The sequence below is a fragment of the Streptomyces sp. NPDC031554 genome (assembly GCF_055580685.1).
Map to the genome: position 1 here is coordinate 173,346 of NZ_JBVIKX010000013.1, position 24,303 is coordinate 197,648.

General features: G+C 75.4%; 22 protein-coding genes, 1 pseudogene and 1 riboswitch. Of the genes and pseudogenes, 15 read left to right on the top strand and 8 right to left on the bottom strand.

Annotated elements, in window-relative coordinates:
• Positions 1 to 104: 104 nt before the first annotated feature.
• Positions 105 to 1,775 (bottom strand): FAD-dependent oxidoreductase, encoded by a 1,671-nt coding sequence (locus ACZ5FU_RS29175; RefSeq protein ID WP_451528691.1) that lies wholly within the window; start codon positions 1,773 to 1,775, stop codon positions 105 to 107.
• Positions 1,776 to 2,023: 248 nt separating this feature from the next.
• Complete coding sequence (locus ACZ5FU_RS29180) at positions 2,024 to 3,607, bottom strand: outer membrane protein assembly factor BamD (protein ID WP_468837308.1); 1,584 nt, start codon at positions 3,605 to 3,607, stop codon at positions 2,024 to 2,026.
• Between the two features lie 295 nt (positions 3,608 to 3,902).
• On the opposite strand from ACZ5FU_RS29180, the gene ACZ5FU_RS29185 reads away from it, so the two are divergent.
• The 11 genes and pseudogenes from ACZ5FU_RS29185 to ACZ5FU_RS29235 all read left to right on the top strand — a co-directional run bounded on the left by ACZ5FU_RS29185 (position 3,903) and on the right by ACZ5FU_RS29235 (position 15,687).
• The gene (locus ACZ5FU_RS29185) at positions 3,903 to 5,159 is read left to right on the top strand and encodes an ATP-grasp domain-containing protein (protein ID WP_469047394.1); all 1,257 of its coding nucleotides are present in this window, start codon (positions 3,903 to 3,905) and stop codon (positions 5,157 to 5,159) included.
• A complete protein-coding gene (locus tag ACZ5FU_RS29190) occupies positions 5,156 to 5,983 on the top strand; it encodes a Rossmann-like domain-containing protein (protein ID WP_469047395.1) in 828 nt (275 codons plus the stop codon). The genes ACZ5FU_RS29185 and ACZ5FU_RS29190 overlap by 4 nt, the downstream gene beginning before the upstream one ends.
• A pseudogene (locus ACZ5FU_RS29195) lies at positions 5,980 to 7,044 on the top strand (PLP-dependent cysteine synthase family protein); the annotation flags it as partial. The gene ACZ5FU_RS29190 and the pseudogene ACZ5FU_RS29195, both read left to right, overlap by 4 nt.
• A gap of 260 nt (positions 7,045 to 7,304) precedes the next feature.
• The gene (locus ACZ5FU_RS29200; RefSeq protein ID WP_469047396.1) at positions 7,305 to 8,336 is read left to right on the top strand and encodes an enolase C-terminal domain-like protein; all 1,032 of its coding nucleotides are present in this window, start codon (positions 7,305 to 7,307) and stop codon (positions 8,334 to 8,336) included.
• On the top strand, positions 8,320 to 9,774 hold the full coding sequence (locus ACZ5FU_RS29205; RefSeq protein WP_469047397.1) for an MFS transporter: 1,455 nt from the start codon (positions 8,320 to 8,322) through the stop codon (positions 9,772 to 9,774). The genes ACZ5FU_RS29200 and ACZ5FU_RS29205 overlap by 17 nt, the downstream gene beginning before the upstream one ends.
• The gene (locus ACZ5FU_RS29210; protein ID WP_451528686.1) at positions 9,771 to 10,571 is read left to right on the top strand and encodes a class I SAM-dependent methyltransferase; all 801 of its coding nucleotides are present in this window, start codon (positions 9,771 to 9,773) and stop codon (positions 10,569 to 10,571) included. The genes ACZ5FU_RS29205 and ACZ5FU_RS29210 overlap by 4 nt, the downstream gene beginning before the upstream one ends.
• A 98-nt stretch (positions 10,572 to 10,669) precedes the next feature.
• Complete coding sequence (locus tag ACZ5FU_RS29215) at positions 10,670 to 12,235, top strand: ABC transporter substrate-binding protein (RefSeq protein WP_451528685.1); 1,566 nt, start codon at positions 10,670 to 10,672, stop codon at positions 12,233 to 12,235.
• Positions 12,232 to 13,203, top strand: a complete 972-nt coding sequence (locus ACZ5FU_RS29220; protein WP_469047399.1) for an ABC transporter permease — start codon at positions 12,232 to 12,234, stop codon at positions 13,201 to 13,203. Before ACZ5FU_RS29215 ends, ACZ5FU_RS29220 begins: the two co-directional genes overlap by 4 nt.
• Positions 13,200 to 14,021 (top strand): ABC transporter permease, encoded by an 822-nt coding sequence (locus ACZ5FU_RS29225; RefSeq protein ID WP_468643446.1) that lies wholly within the window; start codon positions 13,200 to 13,202, stop codon positions 14,019 to 14,021. Before ACZ5FU_RS29220 ends, ACZ5FU_RS29225 begins: the two co-directional genes overlap by 4 nt.
• Positions 14,018 to 15,562 carry an ABC transporter ATP-binding protein gene (locus ACZ5FU_RS29230; RefSeq protein ID WP_469047401.1) on the top strand — a complete coding sequence of 515 codons (1,545 nt, stop codon included), beginning with the start codon at positions 14,018 to 14,020 and terminating at the stop codon, positions 15,560 to 15,562. Before ACZ5FU_RS29225 ends, ACZ5FU_RS29230 begins: the two co-directional genes overlap by 4 nt.
• Positions 15,559 to 15,687 carry a hypothetical protein gene (locus ACZ5FU_RS29235; protein WP_468643450.1) on the top strand — a complete coding sequence of 43 codons (129 nt, stop codon included), beginning with the start codon at positions 15,559 to 15,561 and terminating at the stop codon, positions 15,685 to 15,687. Before ACZ5FU_RS29230 ends, ACZ5FU_RS29235 begins: the two co-directional genes overlap by 4 nt.
• Positions 15,688 to 15,827: 140 nt before the next feature.
• Here ACZ5FU_RS29235 and ACZ5FU_RS29240 read toward each other — a convergent pair whose 3' ends face one another.
• The 5 genes from ACZ5FU_RS29240 to ACZ5FU_RS29260 form a co-directional block, all read right to left on the bottom strand.
• Positions 15,828 to 16,658 (bottom strand): energy-coupling factor ABC transporter ATP-binding protein, encoded by an 831-nt coding sequence (locus ACZ5FU_RS29240; RefSeq protein ID WP_451528680.1) that lies wholly within the window; start codon positions 16,656 to 16,658, stop codon positions 15,828 to 15,830.
• Positions 16,655 to 17,404, bottom strand: a complete 750-nt coding sequence (cbiQ, locus tag ACZ5FU_RS29245) for a cobalt ECF transporter T component CbiQ (RefSeq protein WP_451528679.1) — start codon at positions 17,402 to 17,404, stop codon at positions 16,655 to 16,657. The genes ACZ5FU_RS29240 and cbiQ overlap by 4 nt, the downstream gene beginning before the upstream one ends.
• Before the next feature lie 6 nt (positions 17,405 to 17,410).
• Positions 17,411 to 17,914, bottom strand: a complete 504-nt coding sequence (locus ACZ5FU_RS29250; protein WP_468643453.1) for an energy-coupling factor ABC transporter substrate-binding protein — start codon at positions 17,912 to 17,914, stop codon at positions 17,411 to 17,413.
• Positions 17,911 to 18,612 carry an energy-coupling factor ABC transporter permease gene (locus ACZ5FU_RS29255; RefSeq protein WP_451528677.1) on the bottom strand — a complete coding sequence of 234 codons (702 nt, stop codon included), beginning with the start codon at positions 18,610 to 18,612 and terminating at the stop codon, positions 17,911 to 17,913. Before ACZ5FU_RS29255 ends, ACZ5FU_RS29250 begins: the two co-directional genes overlap by 4 nt.
• A 30-nt stretch (positions 18,613 to 18,642) precedes the next feature.
• Positions 18,643 to 18,827: riboswitch (cobalamin riboswitch) on the bottom strand.
• A gap of 171 nt (positions 18,828 to 18,998) precedes the next feature.
• Complete coding sequence (locus tag ACZ5FU_RS29260; RefSeq protein ID WP_451528676.1) at positions 18,999 to 20,171, bottom strand: PP2C family protein-serine/threonine phosphatase; 1,173 nt, start codon at positions 20,169 to 20,171, stop codon at positions 18,999 to 19,001.
• 147 nt (positions 20,172 to 20,318) lie between these two features.
• Between ACZ5FU_RS29260 and ACZ5FU_RS29265 the strand changes: the two genes are divergently transcribed.
• From ACZ5FU_RS29265 to ACZ5FU_RS29275, 3 genes are all read left to right on the top strand, one after another.
• A complete protein-coding gene (locus ACZ5FU_RS29265) occupies positions 20,319 to 20,804 on the top strand; it encodes a MarR family winged helix-turn-helix transcriptional regulator (protein WP_451528675.1) in 486 nt (161 codons plus the stop codon).
• Positions 20,805 to 20,986: 182 nt separating this feature from the next.
• On the top strand, positions 20,987 to 22,006 hold the full coding sequence (locus ACZ5FU_RS29270; RefSeq protein WP_451779423.1) for a YihY/virulence factor BrkB family protein: 1,020 nt from the start codon (positions 20,987 to 20,989) through the stop codon (positions 22,004 to 22,006).
• 69 nt (positions 22,007 to 22,075) lie between these two features.
• Positions 22,076 to 22,639, top strand: coding sequence for a phosphatase PAP2 family protein (locus ACZ5FU_RS29275; protein ID WP_469047404.1), 564 nt, complete (start codon positions 22,076 to 22,078; stop codon positions 22,637 to 22,639).
• Positions 22,640 to 22,698: 59 nt separating this feature from the next.
• On the opposite strand, the gene ACZ5FU_RS29280 is transcribed toward ACZ5FU_RS29275, so the two are convergent.
• Positions 22,699 to 23,655: a helix-turn-helix transcriptional regulator gene (locus ACZ5FU_RS29280; RefSeq protein WP_451528672.1), complete on the bottom strand. Its 957-nt coding sequence runs from the start codon at positions 23,653 to 23,655 to the stop codon at positions 22,699 to 22,701.
• 252 nt (positions 23,656 to 23,907) lie between these two features.
• On the opposite strand from ACZ5FU_RS29280, the gene ACZ5FU_RS29285 reads away from it, so the two are divergent.
• Positions 23,908 to 24,204, top strand: coding sequence for an ANTAR domain-containing protein (locus ACZ5FU_RS29285; RefSeq protein ID WP_451528671.1), 297 nt, complete (start codon positions 23,908 to 23,910; stop codon positions 24,202 to 24,204).
• The last annotated feature ends 99 nt before the right edge of the window (positions 24,205 to 24,303 follow it).

Genomic DNA, 24,303 nt, shown 5'->3' on the forward strand with positions numbered 1-24,303 from the left:
TGAGGCCGGGTGGCACCCGGGGGAACGGCGAAGGGCCTGTGCCGGTCTCCCGGGGGAGAGCCGGCACAGGCCCCGCGGACGCCGTCAGGGCATCCGACGACCGGTCAGGAAAGGGCGAGCACCGTGGTCAGGACGCGCCGCAGTACCGCTTCGGGCTCCGGCACCGGGCCGGGCGACCGCCAGGCGACGAACCCGTCCGGCCGCACCAGGACGGCACCTCCGTCCGCCGTGCCGTGGCGCTCCCGCCAGTCCGCGCCGTCCTCGGGCACCAGCGCGGCGTCGGGTCCCGCTCCCACGCGGTACGACACGAGGGGGACGGACAGTTCGGCGGCCAGCCGGACGGCGGCCTCGTGCCAGCCGCGCGACCCGTCGGCCCCCGCGTCGCCGTCGCTCAGCAGGACCAGGGAGCGTTCGTACAGGTCCAGCGTGGACACCCGCCCGCCCTCGTGCCGGACCCACAGGTGGGGGGCCCGGGTGCCGGGGGCGCCGTCGAGGGCGAGCTTCTCCGGGACCACCGGCGAGGTGGGGTCGGTGCCCACGACCGCACCCTGCGGGTAGCGGTAGCCGAGGGCCACGTTGAGGATGCCGCGCTGCGGCCCGCCCCCGCCCGTGCCGGCCGGCGGGGCGAAACCGGGGTGGCTGTGTTCGGCCGACCGGACCGCGGCGCGGGCACTGGTCGCCTCCGCCACCGGGCGGCGCTCCAGGTCGTAGGAGTCCAGCAGGCGGTGACCCGCCCAGCCGCCGAGCACCGCCGCCAGCTTCCAGGCCAGGTTGTGCGCGTCCTGGATACCGGTGTTGGAGCCGAAGGCCCCGGTGGGGGACATCTCGTGGGCCGAGTCGCCCGCCAGCAGGACACGGCCCGAGCGGTAGCCGCGGGCCACGCGCTGGGCGGCGTGCCAGGGAGCCCGCCCGGTGACCTCGATGTCCAGGTCCGCCCGGCCGACCGCGCGCCGGATGTGCTCGGCGCAGCGCTCGTCGGTGAAGTCCTCGAGCGTTTCCCCGCGTTCGGGGTGCCAGGGGGCGTGGAAGACCCAGTTCTCCCGGTTGTCCACCGGCAGCAGCGCGCCGTCGCCGTCCGGGCTGGTGAGGTAGCAGACGATGAACCGGCGCTCGCCCACCACGTCGGCCAGGAGGCGGGACCGGAAGGTGACGCTGACGTTGCTGAACAGCTCGCCGGGGCCGCTCTGGCCGATGCCGAGCTGCTCGCGGACGGGGCTGCGGGGGCCGTCGGCGGCGACCAGGTAGTCGGCGCGGATCCTGGTGTGCTCACCGGTCTCCCGGCTCTTGACCAGCGCGGTGACACCGTCGGAGTCGGCGTCGAACGACAGCAGTTCGGTGGAGTACCGCAGGTCGCCGCCGAGCGTCGTGGCGTGGTCGAGCAGGACCGGTTCCAGGTCGTTCTGGCTGCACAGGCACCAGGAGCTCGGGCTGAAGCGGGCCAGACCGCCGCCCGGGTCGATGTCCTTGACCAGCCATTCGCCCGCGTCGTCGACCAGGTCGCGCGCCTGGAGGATGCCGTGGTTGTCGGCCAGGGTGGCGGCGGCCCGGTGGATCGCCGGCTCGACGCCGGCCACCCGGAACAGCTCCATCGTGCGGACGTTGTTGCCGCGTCCGCGGGGGTGGCGGGAGGTGCCGGAATGGCGCTCCACCAGGGTGTGGCGCACCCCCAGCCGGCCCAGGAAGAGTGAGGTCGACAGGCCCACGAGAGAGCCGCCGACGATCAGGACGGGGACCCGGTGGACCGGACCGCCCGGTTGGTCGGTTCTGTGGTTCATGATGTGTCTCCAGCACGTCGTGTCCGCCGACACGGCCGTTTGCGGCCGGACGGCCGGGACTCTCATGCATGCCCCGCCCGGCGAACCGCGGCTCAGGCTTCACCCGCCTGACGGCGCGTGATCACGGCGGCCGGAGCCCCGGCGTGCGCGAGGGCCGTCGCGCACGCCGGAAGGACCGGTTCGGCGGCGACGGCCCTCGCGGGTCCGGGCGGGCCGTTCGCGACGGCCCGCGGAGACCGCCGGGTCGCTCAGATGCCCGAGCCGAGGGAGTTCGTCGTGTAGGCGCACTCCGTGTAGATGTAGCCGGACTCCAGCTTCGCGGTGTCCGTGGCGGGCGTGGAGGAGGTGGACGAGCTGCTCGACGACGACTTGTGCACGAAGTAGGTGGTGCCGGGGGGCAGGCTGATCGTGCGCTGCGGGTAGTTCTTGCCGCCGCTGCACGGCTCGAAGCCGGGGGAGAGGGTGCTGCCCAGGGAGTACGCCTTGCAGCCGCCGCAGGCCTTGAGCGTGAGGCTGCCCGTCACCGGGCCGGTGTAGAGGACGGTGACCTCGTCGGGACTGTCGTTCTTCACCGTGACCGAGATGCTGCCGCCGGACCGTGTCGTGGGCAGCGTCCTGCCCGCCGCCGGCAGGGTCCGGGCGATCTCCGCGGCGATCGCTATCTTCTTCGCCCGGGCCGCGTTCTTGGCGCTCCGGTGAGCCGAGACGTACTCGTTCATCGTCGTCTGCGCGGCTTCGAAGTCACCGTCCCGGTACTGGTCCACACCGCAGGTGTACGTACCCGAGTCGGCGCTGCTCGTGGCACGTCCGGCGTCCTTGGTGAGGGCGGCCCCGATGCCCGCCTCGTCGCCCTTCAGGTCCGCGATGTCGGAGCCGAGGTCGCGCAGCCGCTCGACCGCCGTGCAGGGTTCGGTCCCGGAGAGGCCCTTGACCTCCCGGGTGACGGCGGCGCTCACCGCCGGCCCGACCTTGGCGGCCTGCTCGGAGTCGGGGAAGGTGGTCAGCAGCTCGTCGAACTGGGACGTCCAGGTGGACTGGTCGGAGGCCAGCCCCCGCGAGGCGCATTCGTACAGGGAGGTGGCCAGCCGGTCGTCGGGCCACTTCTCCAGGGTGCCGAGGTCGGTGGAGGGCAGGGACCCGGGAACCGTGCGCAGGTAGGTGAGCGGCGCTACCGCGGCGCAGTAGTCGGCGTCCTCGTACGGGGCGGCGACCGTGGTGTAGAAGGTCTTCATCCGGGTGGGCACCCGCTGGGCGGCGCGCGAGTCGGGATGGTCGGACCTGAGGTCCTCGTAGGCCTTCAGCGCCCTCTGGTAGCCGGCCCGGCCACTGCCGAAGTCCTGCTTCCCGGACGCCGTGACCAGTCTGTCGGCCTCGTCGAGCCGGTCGAGGAGCATCCGCTCCGTCGCCTCCTCCCGCGCGTCGTCGTACAGCACGGTGCCCGCGGCCGGTACGGCGAGCAGGACCAGGCCCAGCAGCAGGGCGAGCGGCGCCCGCCGCACGATCGCCGTGCGCGAGCGCAGGCCGGTGAGCGCGCCGTGCACCGCGGCCCCGGCGAGGAAGACGGCGTACAGCAGGAGGGCCGCCGCCGGGACGCCGTCCGGGTCGGCCGGGAGGGCCACCAGCAGCAGCACGGCGGTGGCGGTCCAGCACAGCAGGGTCAGCACCCAGCGGCGCAGCAGCGCGTACCCGAGCCCCAGGCCGCTGAGGTTGAGCACCGCGACCGCGACGGCCCGCACACCGTCCGCCGGCGCGGGCGGTGCCGGCGGTGGCGCCGGCGGCATGGGCGGCACGTGGAAACCGTGGTCGTGCATGCCGTACCGATCTTCGGACATGGCTGTCCTCCCCCATCAACAGCGCCCGAACTTCTATGAGTTGTCAGTCTACGGGTGCCGGTGCACCGCTGACAGGGGTGACGGGTGCCCTCTCCGGGGGAGAGGGCGATGCGGTGGAAGGGGGAGGGGGTTCGGGCGGCGTCCGGCTCGGCGCGGACGGTCCGGGTGCCGGGGGACTGGTAACTGAAAATGATTATCGATAGCGTGTGGGGGTGCGCGGCCCGGTGCCCTCTCCTGCGGTGAGGGTTCTCCGGGCTGCCCCGATGCCCGAACTCACTGCTGGAAAAGGGGAATTGTGGCTCATCTGCTGATGGTCGAGAGCTGGGTCGGATCGATGAGCAGGCTGTTGCCCCGCGCGATCGGGGAGGGCGGACACACCTTCACCTTCCTCACCCGCGACCTGCACCACTACCTGCGCGCGGCCCCCGAGGGCACGGCGCACCCGCTGCTCGGCGCCCGCGACGTCGTCACGGCGGACACCAACGACGTCGAGGCCCTGCTCCCCGAGGTCGAACGGCTCCACGCCGCCCTGCGCTTCGACGGTGTCCTCACCTCCTGCGACTACTACCTGCCGGCCGCGGCCCGCATCGCCGACCGCCTCGGCCTGCCGGGCCCCGGAGCCGAAGCGGTCGGCAACGCCTGCCGCAAGGACGCCACCCGCCGCGTCCTCGCCGGGGCCGCGGTGCCCGGCCCGCGCTTCGCCCTGCACGAGGAGTGGGACGAACTCGCCCGGTCCGCAAAAGAGATCGGTTACCCGTTGGTCGTCAAGCCGGTCGACCTGTGCGCCGGCATGTACGTGCGCCGGGTGGACGACGAACGCGAACTGGCCGACGCCGTCAGGGCCCTGGCCGGATTCCCGGTGAACGCCCGCGGACAGCGGCGGTCGCCCGCCGTCCTGCTGGAGGAACTGCTGGACGGACCCGAGGTGAGCGTCGAGACGGTGTCGCACGCGGGCACGGTCCACGTGGTCGGCGTCACCGACAAGAGCGTCGGCGGGGCTCCCGCCTTCATCGAGACCGGCCACATGTTCCCCGCCGACCTGACGCCCGCCGACACCGAGGCCGCCGAACGGACCGCCCTGGGCGCGATCGAGGCCCTCGGCCTGACCGACGGGGTCGTGGCGCACACCGAGATCAAGCTGACCTCCGGCGGACCCCGCGTCGTCGAGGTCAACCCCCGCCCGGCCGGCAACCGCATCACCGAACTCGTCCGCCACGTCACCGGCGTCGACCTCGCCGCCGCCTTCGTGGACGTCGCCCTCGGCCGCGCCCCCGACCTGCGGCCGGCCGACACCGGAGTGCGCAGCGCCGCCGTCGGCTTCCTGGTGCCGGACCGGGCCGGCACGCTGGAGGCACTCGACGGGGCCGGCGTCCGGGACGCGGACGGCGTCCTCGAGGTGGAACTCGCCGCGCCCGGCAGGGCGGTGCGGGCGGCGGGCAGCAACAACGAGTACCTGGGGCACGTCATGGCCGCCGACACCCGCGGCCCCGGCGCCCGCGCCCGCGTCGAGGACCTGCTGACCGGGCTGCGCGCGGGACTGGTGCTCCGATGACCACCGCGGCCTTCCCCACCTGCGAGGACCTCCTCGACCGCGCCCGCGACGGCGCCCTCGGCCCCGACCCGGCCGGCCTGCGGGTCGCCGTCGCCTTCACCACCCGGCAGGCGGTGCGCCACGACGGGCGCGGCACCGGTTACCGCAACGAGGTGCTCAGCCTCCGCCTCGGCGCGGCCGTCGGCTCCTGCGCCGTCGAACCGGGAGAACTGCCGGACGGCGTCCTCGACGACTGCGCCGGCGCCGACGTGGCCCGGCTCCTGCGGCACCCCCTGCCGCCGGTGCGGGTCGCCGCCCTCGACGCCTACCTCATGCGGGTCACCCCGCACACCCCCGAGCACGGCGCCCGGCCGGTCGCGCTGCCCGCCGGATCCTCCCTGGAGAAGTCCCGCGCCCGCGCCCGCGCCGTCGTCGACCTGCTCGACCTGCCCGCCGGGGCGACGGTCCTCGTCGTCGGCGTCGTCAACTCCCTCCTCGAAGCGCTCCGTTCCCGCGGGCTGAGGTACCTGCCGAGCGACCTCAAGGGCGGCACCACCGAATGGGGCGAGCCGGTCCTCGCCGACGCGCTCGCCGCGGCCGGCCGCTGCGACGCCCTGCTCGTCTCCGGCATGACCCTCGGCAACGGCACCCTCGACCCCCTGCGCCGCCACGCGCTGGCGCACGGCAAGCAACTGGTGGCGTTCGCCCAGACCGGCAGCGCCGTCCTGCCCCGCTTCCTCGGCCACGGGGTGAGCGCGGTGTGCGCCGAGCCCTACCCCTTCTTCTGGCTCGACGGCGGGCCGGGCACCGTCCACCGCTACAGCTGCCCGAAAGGCGTGCGATGACGACGACCGCCGTCCTGCCCGACGCGCGCCGGGAACTCCTGGCGCTGCTCGGCCGTACGCCCGTGGTGCGCGTCACCGCCGACCTGCCCGGTGCCCACCCCGGCTTCTGGGCCAAGCTGGAGGCGCTCTCGGCCGGCGGGATGAAGGCGCGCGCCGCGGTGTCCATGCTCCTGGGCGCCCGCGAACGCGGCGAACTGCGCCCCGGGGCCCCGGTGGTGGAGTCCACCTCCGGCACGCTCGGCATCGGCCTCGCCTTCGCCGGACAGGCCCTCGGCCACCCCGTCGTCCTGGTCGGCGACCGTGAACTGGAACCGTCCATGAGGCAGTTGCTGCGCGCTCACGGGGTCCGCCTGGAGATCGCCGACCGGCCCGCACCCCGGGGCGGCTGGCAGGCCGCCCGGCTGGCCCGGCTGCGCGAGATCCTCACCGAACTGCCCGGCGCCTACTGGCCGGACCAGTACAACAACCCCGACAACACCGCCGGTTACGCCTCCCTCGCCGCCGAACTCGCCACCCAGCTCGACCATCTGGACATCCTGGTGTGCAGCGTCGGCACCGGCGGCCACAGCGCGGGAGTCGTCGCGCCGTTGCGCCGCCACTGGCCCGCACTGCGGCTGATCGGCGTCGACGCCACCGGCTCCACCATCTTCGGCCAGCCCGCCCGCCCTCGCCTGATGCGCGGCCTCGGCAGCAGCATCCACCCGCGCAACGTCGCCTACGACGCCTTCGACGAGGTCCACTGGATCGGCCCCGCCGAAGCCGTCGACAGCTGCCGCAGACTCGCCCGCGGCAGCTTCGTCACCGGCGGCTGGAGCACCGGCGCGGTCGCCCGCGTCGCCGCCTGGGCGGCCCGCGTGCACCCCGGCGCGGTCGTCGCGACCGTCTTCCCCGACGGACCGCACCGCTACCTCGACACCGTCTACGACGACGGCTTCACCGCCGCGCACGGCCTCGACCCCGCCACCGCCGCCACCCGGCCCGTGGAGATACCGCATCCGCACACCGCCGAGGCCACCGGCTGGGCGCGCTGCACACGGGTCGCCGACCCCCTCGGGGCCCCTTCGGCGGATTCCGCCGCGGACGCGGGGGCCGGCCCGCCCTCCCTCGGAGGGGGCACCCCCCAAGGCGGCGCCGTCGGTTGCCGGCTCCCGCACGTCCGGCCGCGCCCGCGCGGGGGGAGCACCCTCGCGTCGGCACTCTCCTCCGCCCCGCGGCCGGACGCACCGGACCCCGCCCACCCGGGCTCCACGGCGCCGCCGGTCTCCTCCGACCCGTCCCGCCGGACGGGCCCCGGTGCCCTCCCCGTCCGGGAGGGGAGCCGGTGAGGACCGACCTGCGGACCGCACGCCTCGTGCTCGCCGAGCCGCTGCGGATCTCCCGCTCCACCATGGCCGCCCGCGACGCCGTGTGGCTGACCGTGGAGCACGACGGACTGCGCGGCCACGGCGAGGCCGTCACCAGCGTCTACCACGGCCTCGACACCGGCACCCTGCTGCGCCTGCTGGCCGCCGTCCGTCTGGACCGCTTCGCCGACCCGGAGAGCGCCCTGGAAGCCCTGCCCGACGCCGTGCCCGCCGCGCCGCCGGCGGTGACCGCCGCCGTCGAGGCCGCGCTCCTCGACCTCGTGGGCAAGCGCGCGGGCACCCCCGTCTACCGGCTCCTGGGGGCGTCCGCACCACCCGTGGCCGCCACCGCCCGCACCCTCGGCATCACCTCCCTCCCGCACGCGGCGGCCGAGGCCCGGCGGCTCGCCGCGAGCGGTTTCGGGATCATCAAGGTCAAGGCCGGCGCCCCCGACCCCGAGGAGGACGTCGAACGCGTCCGCGTCGTCCGTGACGCGGCGCCCGGCGTGCGGCTGCTCCTCGACGCCAACGGCGCCTGGACGTTCCGCCGGGCGCGGGCGCTCCTGCCCCGCTTCGCCGACCTCGGCGTCGAGGCCGTCGAACAGCCGCTCGCCCCCGGCGACCCCGAGACGCTGGCCGTCCTCGCCGAACGCTCACCCCTGCCCGTCATCGCCGACGAGGACGCCGTCGGCCTGGAGGACGCCCGCCGTCTCGCCGGGCGCGTCCACGGCGTCAACGTCAAGCTCGCCAAGTGCGGCGGCGTCCGGGCGGCCCTGCGCGTCGCCGAGGCCGTCGAGGGCAGCGGCACCGCGCTGATGCTGGGCTGCCTCACCGCCAGCAGCCTCGGGCTCGCGCCCGCCGTCCACCTCGCCGACCGGGCCCGCTGGGCCGACCTCGACGGACACCTGCTGCTCGCCCGCGACCCGTGGAGCGGCATCGGCGGCGCGGACGGCGTCGTCCGCGCGAGCGACCGGCCGGGACTGGGGGTGACCCGTGCGGACCTGGCATGAGATACGCCGCCTGCCCTTCGCCGTCCGGCTCCTGCTGGTCAACCAGCTCGGCGTGAACACCGGCTTCTACCTCCTCGTCCCCTACCTCGCCGTCCACCTCGGCGAGGACCTGGGCCTGTCGGCGGCCGTCGTCGGCGTCGTCCTGGGCGTGCGAAACCTCAGCCAGCAGGGCCTGTTCCTCATCGGCGGCTCCGCGGCCGACCGGCTCGGCGCGCGGGGCGTCATCATCGCCGGGTGCGCCCTGCGCACGGTCGGGTTCGCGCTGTTCGCGCTGGGCGACGGGCTGCCGGTGCTGCTCGCCGCGTCGGTGCTCAGCGGACTCGCCGGCGCCCTGTTCAACCCGGCCGTGCGCACCTACCTCGCGCAGGAGGCGGGGGAACGCAAGGCGGAGGCGTTCGCCCTGTTCAACGTGTTCGCCACCACCGGCGCCCTGATCGGCCCGCTGCTGGGCGGCGCGCTGCTCCTCGTCGACTTCCGCACCTGCGCGCTGACCGCCGCCGCCGTCTTCGCCGTCCTCACCCTGGCGCAGGCACTCGCGCTGCCCGCGCGCGAGGTGCCGGCCGCCCGGGGCGGTGTCCTCGCGGACTGGCGGGAGGCGGCCGGCAACCGCGCCTTCCTCGGCTTCGCCCTCGCCATGGTCGGCATGTTCACCCTGGAGAACCAGCTCTACCTGCTGCTGCCCGACGGCGCCCGGCGGGCCACCGGCTGGGACGGTGCCGCGGGCCTCGTCCTCCTCATCGGCACGCTCACCACGCTGACGCTCCAGCTGCGCGTCACCCGGGCGCTCGCGGCACGTGGCCACGGCGGCCGCTGGATCGCCGTCGGGCTGACCCTGATGGGTCTGGCGTTCCTGCCCCCGGCGGCGGTGTCCGGCGCGTCGTCGCCCGGGTGGCCCGCCGCCGTGCCCGTCCTGCTCGGCGCCCTCCTGCTCCATCTGGGCATCATGATCGCCTCACCGTTCGTCATGGAGCTGATACCCGCCTTCGGCCGCCCCGAGCTGACCGGCACCTGCTTCGGGATCTTCTACGCCGTCTCGGGGATCGCCGCCGCCCTCGGCAACACGCTCGTCGGCTGGACCATGGACACGGGCGAGCGGACCGGCGCCGGGTGGCTGCCGTGGGTGTGCTGCGCCCTCCTCGGACCGGCGTCGGCGGCCGGGGTGGCGTGGCTGCACCGGCGGGGCGCGCTGCCCGGGGGCCCTGGAGCCGGGGGCGCGATTCCCGCGGCACCGGTCGCCCCGGCGGCGCCGGCTGCTCCTACGGCCCCGGCGGCTCCCGCGACCCCGAAGTCCCCCGCGGCGCCCGTCGCTCCCGTGGCTTCGGCGGTCCCTGCGGCGCCGGTCGCTCCGGCCGCTCCCACGACTGCGACCGCGGCCGTGACCGCGGCCGTTCCCGCGGCCGTTCCCGCGGCCCCGGCCGAGGAGAGGAGCAGCGCGTGACGGTCCCCACGGGCACGAACCTCCTCACCGACCACCCCGCGCTCTACGAGGCCCGTTTCCCCGACCCCGACCGGCTGGCCGGGCGCTGGGCGGAGGACCGGCTGCGCCACCACCGTGCCGGTCCGCGGGTCCTCGACATCGGCTGCGGCACCGGCCGCGACGCCGCCCTCCTGCACCGGGCCGGCCGCACCGTGACCGGTGCCGACCTCTCGGAGGCGATGCTCGGCCACGCCCGCGCCCACCACCCCGGTCCGGTCTACCTCCGGGCCGACCTGCACGGCTTCGACCTCGGCCGGGCCGCCTTCGACGCGGTGATCTGCCTGGACAGCTCCCTGCTGTACTGCCACACCAACGACCAGCTCGACGGGTTCCTCGCCTCCTGTCGCCACGCCCTCGGGCCCGGTGGGCTGCTGGTCGCGGAGATGCGCAACGGCGCGCACCTCCTGGGCCGTACGGACCTCCTCGACACCCCCCGGGCCGACGCCTTCACCTGGCGAGGCGTCACCCACCGCTCCCTCACCACCCTGTCGGTCGACCGCCGGGCCCAACTCCTGCGCCGGACACGCGTGTGGAGCGCCGACGACGGCACACCGCCCGTCGAACAGCACTCCGCCTGGCGGCTCCTGTTCCCGCAGGAACTGCGGCACTTCCTCGCCGCGCACGCCTTCGAGGTCCTCGAACTCCACGACGGGCCGGGGCCGCGCACCGAACCCCCGTGGCGGGAGGGGGAGACGCCCGGCACCACGGCCGACGGGGACCGCCTGCACCTCGTGGCCCGCCTGAACACCGCCCCCTGAGCCGCCCGCGTCCCGCTCGACGCCCCTTCACCCCGCCCGACCCCGCTCGATCCCCCCCGGCCTCACCCCACCCCACCACCTCACCCCAAGGAACAGCCATGCATGACGAACGTCTCCCCGGCCTGCGCCGACGCGGCTTCCTCGCCGCCGGCACGGGGGCCGCCGCCCTCGCCCTCGTCGGCTGCGGCGGCACCGGCGACGACCGGACCGACAGCGGCGACGGCAAGCCCCGCAAGGGCGGCCGGTTGCGCGCCGCGTTCGCCGGCGGCGGCGCGAGCGAGACCCTCGACCCGCACCTGGCCAACCTCTTCGCCGACGTCGCCCGTGCCAAGGCCCTCTACGACAAGCTCGCCGACCACGGCCCCGACCTCTCCGCGCGGCCCCGCCTCGCCGCGTCCTGGGAACCCGACAGGACACTCGCCCGCTGGCGGGTCACCCTGCGCGAGGCCACCTTCCACGACGGCAGACCGGTCACCGCCGAGGACGTCCTGTACAGCTACCGCCGTATCGCCGACCCCAAGCGGGCGTACCGGGCGAAGGCGTCCCTGGAACCCGTCGACCTCGACGCGAGCCGTGCCACCGGCGCCCGCGGCATCGAGTTCGTCCTCAAGCGGCCGACGGCCGAATTCCCCAACGTGCTCGCCGCGTTCGGCGCCTACGTCGTCCCCGCGGACGCCACCGGCTTCGACACGGAACCGGTCGGCTCCGGGCCCTTCCGGTTCGTCTCCTTCACACCGGGCCGCTCGGCCGTCTTCCGCCGCAACGACGCCTACTGGGACGGTGCCCCGCACCTCGACGAGCTGGAGATCCTCGTCGCCAACGAGGAGTCGGCCCGCGTCAACGCCCTGCTCGGCGGCCAGGTCGAGTACGCCCACGAACTCAGCCCCACCACCGCCCGCGCCCACGAGGGCGGGGGACGGATCGACATCGTGCGGCTGCGGGGCAGCGCGATGCAGGCCTTCTGCATGAAGACCGACCGCGCCCCCTTCGACGACAAGCGGGTGCGCGAGGCGTTCTTCCTCATCGCCGACCGCCAGGAACTCGTCGACGGCGCCCTGTCCGGCGCGGGCGTCGTCGGCAACGACCTGTTCGGCAAGGGCTACGAGTACTACGCCGACGGCCTCCCGCAGCGCACCCAGGACCTCGACCGGGCCCGCGCCCTGCTGAAGCGGGCGGGCGCCGACGGACTGAGGGTCACCCTGGACACCTCGGCCGTGGCCGCCGGATTCACCGAGGCCGCCGGCATCTTCCGCGACCAGGCGGCCCGGGCCGGAGTCACCGTCGACGTACGGACGGGCAGCAAGGACTCCTACTGGAGCGACATCCTCGACAAGGGCACCCTGTGCTGCTACCGCTCCGGCGCCATGCCCATCGAGACCCACATCTCGCAGCGCCTGCTCACCGGCTCCACCACCAATGCCACCAAGTGGCGGCACCAGGACTTCGACGCCCTGTACCAGCAGGCGCAGTCCACTCGCGACAAGAACGAACGGGCCGCCGTCTACGAGCGCATGCAGCGCCGCCTGTACGCCGAGGGCGGCTTCCTCGTCTGGGGGTTCGCCGACTGGATCATCGCGACCGCCCGCAAGGTGCGGGGCGTCGAGACCGCGGCACCCGCCAACACGCTCGACTGGGCACGCTTCGACAAGGTCTGGCTGACGTGACGGGGCACCCGAGGGCGAGCGGCCCGCGCGCGTTCGTCGCCCGGCGGCTGCTCCTCGGCGTCGCGCAGACGGCGGCCGTCGTGCTGCTGGTCTTCGCGCTCACCGAGGCACTGCCGGGCGACGCGGCCGTGGCCCTGGCCGGAGACCAGCCCGACCCCGCGCGCGTCGCCGTGATCCGCGAGGCCATGGACCTCGACCGGCCGGCGTACGCGCGTCTCGCGGACTGGGCGGCCGGCCTGCCGCACGGCGACCTCGGCACCTCCCTGACCTCCGGCCGCCCGGTGTCCGGCTACCTCGCCGACGGCTTCGGTCCGACCCTGCTGCTGGCCGGCCTCACCCTGGCCCTGCTCGTCCCGCTCGGCCTCGGCCTGGGCGTGCTCGCGGCCCGGTACGAGGGCCGGTTCGCGGACCGCCTGGTCAGCTCCGTCACGCTCGCCGTCTACGCGGTCCCCGAGTTCGCCCTCGGGATCCTGCTGGTGACGGTCGTCGCGCTGAAACTGGCCTGGCTGCCGCCGACCGCCGTCGGCTACGGCACCGACCTGCTCGCCCACCCGGCCGCCCTGGTCCTGCCGGTGCTCGTCCTGCTCGCCCGGCCGGTCTGCTCCCTGTCCCGCCTGGTCCGCGCCGGCATGGTCGACGCCCTCGCCTCGCCCTACGCCGCCCACGCCCGCCGCTGCGGCGTCCCCGGCGTCCGGGTCCGCTACGGCCACGCGCTGCCCAACGCCCTCGCCCCGGCCGTGCAGCAACTGGCCCGTACCGCCGACTGGCTGCTGTGCGGGGTCGTCGTCGTCGAGGCGCTGTTCGTCGTCCCCGGCCTCGGCACGGTCCTGCTCGACGCCGTCGCCGAACGGGACGTACCGGTGGTCCAGGGCCTGGCCGTGGTCTTCGGCGTGCTGACCGTCCTGATCAACCTGGGCGCGGACCTGGTGGCCCACCTGCTGACGCCCCGCGGGGAGGCGGCGGCGTGACCCGCACCCGCTTCGCCCGCTTCACCCGCTTCATCGTGGGGGGCGCCGTCGTCGCCGTCCCGCTCGGCCTCGCCCTCCTGGGCCCCGCCCTCGCCGGCGAACCGGGCCCCCGCTCCGTGTCCTTCGCCCTGGGCGACGGCCACCCGCTCGGCACCGACTTCGTCGGCCGCGACGTGTGGCGGCAGGTCCTGCACGGCGGCCGTACGGTCGTCCTCAGCGCGCTCGCCGCGACCGTCCTGGCCTACCTGGTCGCCCTGCCCGTCGGCCTGACCGCCGCGCTCACCCACGCGCGGCGCCTGGAGGAACTGCTGATGCGGCCGCTGGACGTGCTGCTCGCCGTGCCGTCCCTGCTGCTGATCCTGCTCGTGGCGTCCGTGTTCCCGCCGGGCGCGGCCGGGCTCGCGCTGCTCGTCGCGCTGGTGAACGTGCCCGACGCCGCCCGGATCGTGCGGGCGGCGGCGGCCGGGGCCGCCGCCCGGCCGGCGGTCGAGGCGCTGCGCATGCAGGGCGAGACCCGGTGGCGCGTCGCCGTCGGCTACGTCGGCCGGGCCACCCTGCGCACCCTCGTCGCCGACGCCGGGATCCGGCTGACCGGTGTGCTGTACCTGGTGTCCACGGCCGCCTTCCTCGGTGTGGGCGTCGCCCCGGACGCCGCCGACTGGGCGGTGATGGTCGACCGCAACCGCACCGGGCTGTTCGTGCAGCCCTGGGCGGTCGTGGTGCCCGCCCTGCTGATCGTGGCGCTGACGACGGGCACCAACCTGCTCTTCGACGCCGCCCTGGAGAAGACCCCGCGACGAAAGGGACGACGCCCGTGAGCCACGACACCCCCGCCGCGGCGGAGATCCGCGGTCTGCGCGTCGAGATCGACGGACGGACCCTCGTCGACGGCGTGAACCTGCGGGTGCCGCCCGGCCGGGTGACCGCGCTGGTCGGCGCCTCCGGCAGCGGCAAGACCACGACCGGCCTCGCGCTGCTGGGGGAGTACCCGCCCGGCGCCCGCGTCACCGGCGAGGTGCTCCGCCCCACCGACGGACCCGTCGGGTACGTCCCCCAGCACCCCGCGGCCGTCCTCAACCCGGCCCGTCGCGTCGGCGCCCTCCTGCACGACATCGCCCGCTCCCGGGTCCGCCACCTGCCGCGCGCCGAACGCCGCGCGGCAGCGCACGAGCTGGTGCTGGGCGCTCTGGAGGACGCCCAGCTCCCGGACGGCGGGACGCTGGTGCGGCGTCACCCGCACCAGCTCTCCGGCGGCCAGCAGCAACGGGTCGTGCTCGCCCAGGCCCTCCTGCTCGGCGCCCGCGTCGTCGTCGCCGACGAACCCACCACCGGCCAGGACGCGTCGACCAAGGAACGGATCGTCGCGCAGTTGGCGTCGGTCACGGCCCGGGGCATCGCGGTGGTGCTGCTCAGTCACGACCTGGACGTGGTGCGCGCCCTCGCCGGCGAGGTCCTGGTGATGCGGGCGGGCCGGGTCGTCGAGTCCGGCCCGGCCGAACGGCTGTGGCGCGCGCCCCGGCACGAGTGGACCCGCCGCCTCCTCGACGGGAACCGGGCGCGGCCGCCGCGGGACACCCCCGTCGAGGCCGCCCGGCCCGTCCTGACGGTCCGCGGCCTGACCGCCGTCCACGGCACCGCCACGGTGCTGCGCGTCCCACGGCTCGCGCTGGGCGCCGGTGAGTGCCTGGCCGTCGTCGGCCGGTCGGGCAGCGGCAAGACCACGCTCGCCCGCTGCCTGGCCGGGCTGCACCGCGACCACACCGGAGAGATCCTGCTCGACGGGACGCGGCTCGCGCACAGCCTGCGACGCCGCGACCGGGACCAGCTCGCCGCCGTGCAGTACGTGTTCCAGGACGCCCGCGCCGCGTTCGACGAGTTCCGGCCCGTCCTCGCGCAGGTCGCCCGCACGGCGGTCCGGCTGCGCGGCACCGACGAACGCACCGCCGTCGGCGAGGCGACGGCGACGCTGGCCCGCCTGGGCCTGCCGGAGGACCTCGTCCACCGCCCGCCCGGCGCCCTCTCCGGCGGCGAACTCCAGCGGGCCGCCCTCGCCCGCGCCCTGCTCGCCCGGCCCCGGGTCCTCGTCTGCGACGAGGTCACCTCCGGCCTCGACCCGGTGACCCGGCGCGGCATCCTCGACCTCCTGGACGGCCTCGTGCGCGACGGCGACGGCCTCGCCCTGGTCCTCATCACGCACGACCCGCACACCGCGCGCCTCGCCCACCGCGTCGCCGTGCTGGAGGCCGGTGAACTGGTCGAACAGGGCCCGGCGCAGCGGGTGCCGGCGGCTCCCCGGCATCCGCCCACCGCCTCGCCGACGCGGGCCGCGGCCCGTCCGGGGGAGGGAACACGTCCGTGACGGGGCCGCACCGCCGGGCCCTCCCCGCGGACCGGCCGCCGGGGCGGGGCGGCCGCGCACCGCTCGCCGGGCCGGAGTCCAAGCCGGTCGGCGCGGCGCACGGCGCCACCGGCATCGAGGGCTGAGACACCTCGCGCGCCGGCCGGTGCAGCTTCCCGCACCCGCGCCGCCCGCGCCCCGCGCCGCCCGCGCCCCGCGCCGCCCGCGCCCCGCGCCGGTCCCGGCGCCCGGCACCGCCGGGCCGGGCGCCGGGACCGGCGCGGGCTCAGCCCCCGGCCAGCAGCGCCGCCAGTTCCTCCGGGCTGCGCGGTCCGGTCCCCCCGTCGGACAACAGGCCCTGTCCGGCGAGCAGCGGGGCGACCGCGACGCCCCAGGGCAGGCGCAGCCCCGCCGCACGGAGCAGGTCCGTGCGGGCCAGCGCGGTGGCCGCCGGACCGGTGTGCGCGCCGGACGGGGTGAGCAGGGCCGCGTCGTCGGCCCAGCGCAGGGCGAGATCGACGTCGTGGGTGGCCATCACCACCGTCGTACCGGACGCGCGCAGCCCGTCCAGGGTGGCGAGCAGCCGTTCCTGGCCGTCCGGGTCGAGCCCGGCGGTCGGCTCGTCGAGGATCAGCACGCGCGGCCGCATCGCGACGGCGCCCGCGATCGCGGTCCGCTTGCGCTGCCCGTAGGACAGCAGGTGGGTGGGGCGGTCGGCCAGGGCGGTGATGTCCAGCGCGGCGAGCGCCTCGTCCACCCGGGCCCGCGCCTCGGCGTCGGGCAGCCCCAGGTTCAGCGGCCCGAACGACACGTCCTGGGCGACGGACGCGGCGAACAGCTGGTCGTCGGGGTCCTGCACCACCAGCTGCACGGTCGTCCGCAGCCGGGTCAGCCCCTTGCGGTCGTACCCGACCGGCCGTCCCTCGACCGTCAGCGTGCCGGTCCGCGGGCGCAGTCCGCCGCTGAGCAGCCGCATCAGGGTCGTCTTCCCGCTGCCGTTGCGGCCGAGCAGGGCGAGGGCGCGCCCCTCGCGCACCGTGAAGTCGAGGTCCTCGAGCACGGCCGGGCCGTCCTCGTACCCGAAGGAGACACCCCGCAGGGCGACCAGCTCGCTCATGACAGGGGCCTTTCCAGGACGAGGGCGATGACGGCCAGAGCCACCAGGAGGGCGGCCGCGGCCGCCGTGAAGCGCGCCGAGACGCGGGCCTCGGGCACCAGGACCCGCAGGGTGCCGTCGTAACCGCGTCCGGCGAGCCCGGCCTGTAGCCGCGCCGCCCGGTCGAAGGCCCGCACGAAGGCGGTGGCGCCGAGCCCGGCGAGCGAACGCCACTCGGCGGCCCGGCCGGTGTGCCCGAGCCGGGCCGCCTGCGCCTCCCGGATCCGGCGCATCGAGTCCAGCAGCAGGAAACTCATGCGGTACGTCACCAGGGCGACGTCGACGACCGGCGCGGGCACGCCGGCCCTCACCAGGCGGGGCAGCAGGTCCGACATGGGCGTGGTGAACGCGAACAGCAGCACGCCGAGCGAGGCGGCCGAGGTGCGCAGCATCAGCTCCCCGGCCCGCACCGGGCCGCCGTCGGCCGGCGTCACGAACCCGTCGGGCCCGCCCACCTGCACGAGCAGGGTGAGCGCGCCCGACGCGCAGAAGCCCAGCGGGACCCGGTAGGCGCGCCACAGCCGGCGGGGCGGCACCCCCGCCGGCCCCAGCAGCAGGGCGAGCGCCGTCAGCAGGACCAGGGCCGCGCCGGGCCAGGGCGGCAGGGAGACCGCGAGCAGGGTGAGGCCGAGCCCCAGCACGGCCTTGTCCACGGGATGGCGGTGGCGCCAGCGGCTGCTGTGCGCCGCCGCGTCGATCGGCAGCACGCCCGGTCAGACCCGTCCCCGCGAGGACTTCCCCGGATCGGGCGCGCCCACGCCGTCGGGCCCCGCGGCCCCGCTGCGCGCTTCGGCACCGGCCCGGGCGTCGGCGCCGTCCCGCGGTTCGGTGCCGCTCAGGGCGTCGCCACCGCTCCGGGCGTCGGTGCCGTCCGGGACGTCGGCCCCGTCCTGCTCCCGCTCCAGCCTTGCCAGCGTCCGCAGTTCGCCCTGGCGGCGGCCGCGGCGCACCCCGAAGTAGTAGGCGAGGACGCCCGCGCCCAGGGCCGCCTGGAGGGCGAACAGCGCCGACTCGATCTCCCCGGACGGCGGCTCGTACAGGGGCGAGAACCACGGCTCGTAGTCCGGCCGCAGCTCGGTGATCGCCGTCTCCGCCTCGCCGTCGGCCCCGGCGAACGGCTGCTCCTTGTGGTCGCCGAGGCCCAGGGCCAGCGGCAGCACCGCGAGCGCGAGCACGGCGAGCAGCAGCAGGAGGTTGATCCTCGTGTTCCGCTTCACCGGGTCACCGCCCCGGTCGTGTCCGACGTGCGGTCCCCGGCCGGCAGCACGCCCAGCCGGGCCAGTTCGCCCTTGCTGGACTGCACGAGCAGCCGCATCACCAGGACGGTCAGGAGCCCCTCGCTCACCGCCAGCGGGATCTGCGTGACGGCGAAGATGGACCCGAACTTGCCGAGCGCGCCGAGGAACCCGCTGCTCGGGTCGGGGAACGCCAGCGCCAGCTGCACACTGGTCACGCAGTAGGTGGACAGGTCGGCGACGAACGCGCCGGCGAACACCGCGACCATCAGCGGCACGCGGCGGTGCCGCAGCAGGCGGTACACGCCGTATCCGGCCCACGGCCCGACGATCGCCATGGAGAACACGTTGGCGCCGAGCGTGGTCAGGCCGCCGTGTGCGAGCAGCAGGGCCTGGAAGAGCAGGGTGATCGTGCCCAGCACGGCCATGATCGGCGGCCGGAACAGCACGGCGCCCAGCCCGGTACCGGTGGGATGTGAACAACTCCCGGTCACCGAAGGGAGTTTGAGAGCGGACAGGACGAACGTGAAGGCGCCGGAGGCGCCGAGCAGCAGGGTGCTCTCGGGATGTTCCCTGACTTCACGGGTGAGCGACCGGGCTCCGTGGACGACGAACGGCGCCGACGCGACGCTCCAGGCGACCGCGTGCGCCGGAGGCAGAAAACCCTCGGCTATGTGCATGGCTCAGCAGACCCTCTCCAGCACCTCGTGGATGGTTGACGCGCCTTGGCCGGTCTCCTGGCTGACGGGTACCACCGCCCGTGCTCCGCCTTCCCGGGTCCATGAGGACCCAGTGGCTGCCCGTGAGGGCCGGAGCCGGACTTCCCGATCACAGTGGCGAGGGCCGCACCGGCATCACACCGGATTTCCCGTTCACCAAGGCGTGGTGACAGTAGTGCGAGGACAGGGGCGGTGACAAGCGGGAACGGGGGCGCACGGACGGCGGACGCGGGGTGTCGTCCCGGCGCACACCGGCCTCGCCGGGGCTGTGGGGACCCCGGTCGGCGGCCGTGTCGGTTTCGCCACACCGGCCGGCCGGGGGCCGCGCGGGACCGGGGCCCGCGGGGTCAGCGGCCGTGCCAGTCCAGGCACACCACGAGCGCGTCGTCCTGCGCCGCGGACCCGCCGCGGCGCCCCGTCAGTTCACGCAGCACGGCGCACGGGACCTCGGCCGCCGGCAGCAGCCGGGTGGCGGCGATCGCGCGGGCCAGGGCGGTGTCCCCGTACGTCCTTCCGCCGGACGGGGCGACCGCGTGGACGCCGTCGCTGACGAACACCAGCCGGTCACCGGGCTCCACCTGGAGCGGCTGTGCCACGTAGTCGGTCTCCTCGAACATGCCCAGCGGCAACTGGGCTTCCAGGTGCACGCGTTCGACGGTGCCCGCCCGCAGCCGCAGCAGCCGCGGCGAGCCGGCGTCCACCACCTGGGCCCGTCCCGTGGCGAGTTCGACCTCCAGCATCAGCACCGACAGGTGGCGGCGGCCCCGGTGGTGGGCGTGCACCGCCTGGTCGGCCAGCGCCGCCTGATCGGCGATCGGCAGACCGGCCCGCCGCGCGTTGCGCAGCGCGCTGACCGCCAGGTTCGTCAGCAGCGACGCCTCCGTGCCCTCCCCCGTGCCGTTGTTGACGTACAGGGTGAGGCGGTCGTCCGTCGCGGACCAGTCGAAGTGGTCGCCGTGGACGGCGTAGGCGGGCTCCACCTGGGCGCCGAGCGCGTATCCGGGGCCGGTGCCGGAGCGGGCCGGGAGGAGCTGCCACTGCATCTCCGCGGCCAGGGTGAGCCGTTCCCTGCGCCGGGCCCGCAGGTACAGGTCGGTGGCCCGCTCGGCCACGACCACCTCGTGCCCGAGCACCTGCGCGACCTCCGCCAGCTCGCCCAGCACGTCCGGCGCCCCGCCGTCCTCGGGCAGCGTCACCGACAGCACCCCGAGCCGGTCGCCGCGCACCGAGACCGGCAGGTGCGCCCGCACCCGCCCGCTCCCGGCCGGCTCGACGCACGGCTCCTGCGCGCCGAACGCGCGGCCCGCGGCGCCGGCGTGCACCGGCAGGGGCTCCCGGTCCCGGGGGCCGGCCACCGGCTGCAGCACGGTCAGGCCGTAGTCGGCCATGAGCAGCTCGACGCGGAGCGCCGCGTACTGCTCGACCAGCGCACCGCGGACGGCCTCGACCAGTTCCTGGGGTGCCGCCGTGCGCAGGGCGCGTTCGGCGGTGACGAATCTGTTCGTGACGGGGGGTACCACGACGGGAGTAACACCGATCCTTCGCTCTGTGGCCGGTCCGCCGGCCGGAGGCGTCCCGCGCGCCGGAGCGGCGCGGCGGGTTCGAGGGGTTCCGAGGGGCGGGGGAGCCGCCAGTACGCCGGCGGCCGTCCCGGTGTCTGCGAGAGTGTGACCGTGACTGCCTTCCGCCACCGCCCGGAACCCGACCAGGTCGCACGGGTGACCGCGACGGCCGCGGAGCTGCTGGAAGTGCTGTGGGGACGGGCCTCCACGGCGCCCGCGTCCGCGTCCCAGCTCCGCGTGCTGTTCGTCCTGGAGCACCAGGAGGGCATCAACCTGCGCACCCTCGCCGACTCGCTGGCCTCCACCCCGCCGTCCACGAGCCGCCTGTGCGACCGGCTCCAGGCCGCCGGGCTGGTGGAGCGGGTGGTGAGCCCTTCCGACCGGCGTGAGCTGCGGCTGCGCCTCAGCGCACGGGGGCGGACCTTCCTGGCCGACCTCCGGGAGCGCCGGGAGCGGGAACTGCGCGCGGTGCTGGCGGGGATGCCCGCGGGGAAGCGGGGCGCGCTGCTGGAGGGGCTCGAGGCGTTCTGCGACGCGGCGGCCGCCCGGGCGCACGAAGGGGTCCCGGACTCCGGCAGCCGTACGGCCTGACCGGCGGGCCGCGGCCGCTCCGGCGCCGCCCGGAACCGGTGCACGGGGAACGGTCCCACCCGGGACCTGCACACAACACACACATGAGCACGGTTACCCCGAGCCGCCGCGAACCTGTCCGGGCTGTGGCGGGGATCTCGGCGGAGGGCATGGACCGGCCCGCGCGGGTTACTCCGTTCCTCATGGCACGGACATCGAGAACCCGACCCGACGAGCGGGCGGCGCGCCCGGGACCGGACGAGCAGGTGGAGCGCCGGGCACCGGACGATCCGAGCGGGCTGCCCAAGCGGTCCTGGTCGGCGGTGCTGAAGGGCACGGTGAAGGAGTTCAAGGACGACGAGCTCACCGACCGGGCCGCCGCCCTGACCTACTACGGGGTGCTGGCGCTGTTCCCCGCCCTGCTGGTGCTGGTGTCGCTGCTGGGGGTCGCGGGCAAGTCGGCGACCGACCAGGTGCTGGAGAACCTCCGGAAACTCGCCCCGGGATCGGTCCGGGACATCATCAGCGACGCGGTCACCCAGCTCCAGGGACGGGGCGGGGTGGGTTCCGTCATGGCGCTCGTCGGCATCGTGCTGGCGGTGTGGTCGGCCTCCGGCTACGTCGCCGCCTTCATCCGCAGCGCGAACGCCGTGTACGACATCCCGGAGGGCCGGCCGGTGTGGAAGGTGCTGCCGGTCCGGGTCGGCGTGACGGTGGTGCTGCTGGTACTGGCCGTGATCAGCTCCCTGATCGTGGTGTTCACCGGGGGCATCGCGCGCCGGGCCGGCGACGCGCTGGGTGTCGGCGACACCGCGCTGACCGTGTGGTCGATCGCCAAGTGGCCGGTCCTGGTCGTCCTGGTCACCATGATGATCGCACTGCTGTACTGGGCGGCCCCCAACGTCAAGGGCCGCGGTTTCCGGTGGATCACGCCGGGCAGCGTGCTGGCCCTGCTGATCTGGCTCGTCGCCTCGGCGGGCTTCGCCTTCTACGTGGCCAACTTCGGCTCGTACAACAAGACCTACGGCACCCTCGCCGGCGTCATCGTGTTCCTGGTGTGGCTGTGGATCAGCAACATCGCCATCCTGCTCGGCCTCGAGTTCGACGCGGAACTGGCCCGCCAGCGGGCGGTCGCCGGTGGACTGCCCGAGGACGAGGAACCGTACGTGCCGCCCCGGGACACCCGGGCCTGGAGCGAGGAGGACCAGCGCCGCATGGAGTAGCGCCACGTACGGCGACGGGCACCCCACGCCCTCCCGTTACGGGCCGCCCGGTACGGGAAGCCGCAGCTCATGGATGTTCGACAGGATCTGAGGGACGGCGACCGCAGGCTGACGCGGAGGGTGGCGTCGTGGCGGTCGCCCGTCGCGCGGCAGGCGCTTTCGGCGGTGGAGGAGGCGGCGCGGCACACCAGGCTCTGGTGGGGCGCCGCCTTCGTGATGGCCGCCGCCGGGGGCGGGCGGGGCCGCCGGGCCGCCGCGGCGGGCGTGGCCGGCATGACCGCGGCGCAGCTGGTGGCCAACGGCGTGCTCAAGCAGCTCCGGTACCGGCGCCGGCCGCCGAAGGAGTGGATCCCGCACGAGGGGGTCCACGACCGGCCCGACTCCTCCTCGTTCCCCTCCGGGCACACGGCGGCCGCCGTGGGCTTCACGGCCGCCGTCGCCGGGGTCTGGCCGTCGGCCGGCGCCCTGTGCGCGGTGCCCGCGGCGGCGGTGGCCGTCGAACGCGTCCACACCGGCGCCCACTACCCCTCCGACGTGGCCGTCGGCGCCCTGATCGGTCTGACCACCGCCGCGCTGACCCAGCGCGTTCCCCGCCCGGTCGTCCGTGCGGCACCGTCGTGGACCACCCCGTGAGGGACACCCGGGTGCGGTGCTCCCGCGGGAGCGCCGCCGCCCCGGCCGCCGGGCGGACCTCAGCCGGCGAGCGTGCGGTGCGGCGGGAAGCCGTACTCGGAGCGGTACAGGGTGGCGAAGCGGCCGGGATGGAAGAAGCCCCAGCGGGCCGCCACGTCGGTGACCGTGGTGCCGTCGAGCGGGTTCGCGGCCCGCAGTTCGTCGTGCGCGTGGGCGAGCCGGACCCGCCGCAGGTGCGCCAGCGGCGTGGTGTCGAGGTGCCGCCGGAAGACGTACTGGAGGGCCCGCACGGTGACGTGCGCGGCCGCCGCGATGTCGGCGACCGTGACCGGCTCGGCGGCGTGGTCGTCGATGTAGGCCAGCGCGCGGCGCAGCGTCGTCGGCCGGGCGTCGTTGCGGTCGGTCGCGGTCGGCTCGGTGAGCGCCGTGTTGGGGAACGCGGCCAGGACGCCCGCCGCGAGGTGCTGGGCGGCGGTGGCGGCGACCAGCGGCTGGTCGGCGACGTCGGGCGCGGCCAGCACGTGGTCGCGGACGTAGCCGACCGTCTGCCGCAGCCGCCGGGCCGCGGCCGGGGAGTGCGGCCGGTGCCCGGTCAGCCGGACCGGCCCCGGTCTGCGGCCCGGGGCGGTGGCGGCCACCTGGGAGAGCAGATCGGTGTCCAGCATGGTGATGTTGTAGCGGGCCGCGCAGATCCGCCCCGAGTACGGCAGTTCCGGCGGGGCGAAGGACACCACGTCGCCCGGCCCGAAGGCGTCCTCCACCCCGTCGAAGGCGTGGTCCCGGATGGTGCCCTCGTGCACGAGACACAGACAGATCCGGCCCAGCGGGGTGACGGAGTAGCTCATCTCGAAGCCGAGGTCGAGCTCGTCGACGGTCACCGAGGGCATCGCGGCACGGCTGATCCGTGCCCGGCCGGACTCCGGCCCGCCGCTGCCGATGCGCATCCTGGCGTAGGCCTGGCTGAGGAAGTCCTCGGTCAGGCCGAGATCGTCACTGTCGAAGAACAGCGTGTCCATGAATCCCTCGTCCGACGGTTCGAGCTGCCCCGCACGCGGTGCGCCGGGCGGCGTCCGCCCCGTCGGCACGCTTTCCCCGCATCCCGGTACGCATTCGTTTTCCGGACCGGCACCGGCGCGGTTGTTCGTCCTCGGTGCTGCCGGACCGGCCCGCGCTGTGCAGGCTTGACAGGGCGGCGCGGTGACGCCGTGCCGGCCGCCCGTGCCTTCGCGGGCTCCTGAGGAGGAGGGGAAACACACGTGGAATGCGGCATGGCTGCGGAGGAGGAAGTCGAGGCGCGCGTCGCCGCCCTGCGGGAGGAGGTGGCCCAGCTGCGGCAGGCCGTCGCCTCCCACGCCGTGGTCGACCAGGCGATCGGCGTGGTCGTCGCCATGGGACGGCTGCGCCCCGAGCAGGGCTGGGAGGTGCTGCGGGAGGTCTCCCAGCACACCAACACCAAGCTGCGCGAGGTGGCCGAGTACGTGGTGCAGGGCGCCCACTGCCGCTGGCTCCCCGACGAGATCCACCGGGCGCTGACGGACGCCCTGGTCCGCGCGCGGTCGACGTGAGCGCGGATCCGGCGCGACCCCCGCGACCTGCGGTTTCCCGGCTCCCGGACGAACTCTCGGTAACCCCCGCGGTGACGTAGGGTCGGCCTCCGGGAAGTG

What these genes read in the sequence shown, in the direction of transcription:
- ACZ5FU_RS29175 (WP_451528691.1), bottom strand. Translation starts at nt 1,775, where the DNA reads ATGAACCACAGAACCGACCAACCGGGCGGTCCGGTCCACCGGGTCCCC.
- ACZ5FU_RS29180 (WP_468837308.1), bottom strand. Translation starts at nt 3,607, where the DNA reads ATGTCCGAAGATCGGTACGGCATGCACGACCACGGTTTCCACGTGCCG.
- ACZ5FU_RS29190 (WP_469047395.1), top strand. Translation starts at nt 5,156, where the DNA reads ATGACCACCGCGGCCTTCCCCACCTGCGAGGACCTCCTCGACCGCGCC.
- ACZ5FU_RS29215 (WP_451528685.1), top strand. Translation starts at nt 10,670, where the DNA reads ATGCATGACGAACGTCTCCCCGGCCTGCGCCGACGCGGCTTCCTCGCC.
- ACZ5FU_RS29240 (WP_451528680.1), bottom strand. Translation starts at nt 16,658, where the DNA reads ATGAGCGAGCTGGTCGCCCTGCGGGGTGTCTCCTTCGGGTACGAGGAC.
- ACZ5FU_RS29255 (WP_451528677.1), bottom strand. Translation starts at nt 18,612, where the DNA reads ATGCACATAGCCGAGGGTTTTCTGCCTCCGGCGCACGCGGTCGCCTGG.
- ACZ5FU_RS29270 (WP_451779423.1), top strand. Translation starts at nt 20,987, where the DNA reads ATGGCACGGACATCGAGAACCCGACCCGACGAGCGGGCGGCGCGCCCG.
- ACZ5FU_RS29275 (WP_469047404.1), top strand. Translation starts at nt 22,076, where the DNA reads ATGGATGTTCGACAGGATCTGAGGGACGGCGACCGCAGGCTGACGCGG.
- ACZ5FU_RS29280 (WP_451528672.1), bottom strand. Translation starts at nt 23,655, where the DNA reads ATGGACACGCTGTTCTTCGACAGTGACGATCTCGGCCTGACCGAGGAC.
- ACZ5FU_RS29285 (WP_451528671.1), top strand. Translation starts at nt 23,908, where the DNA reads ATGGCTGCGGAGGAGGAAGTCGAGGCGCGCGTCGCCGCCCTGCGGGAG.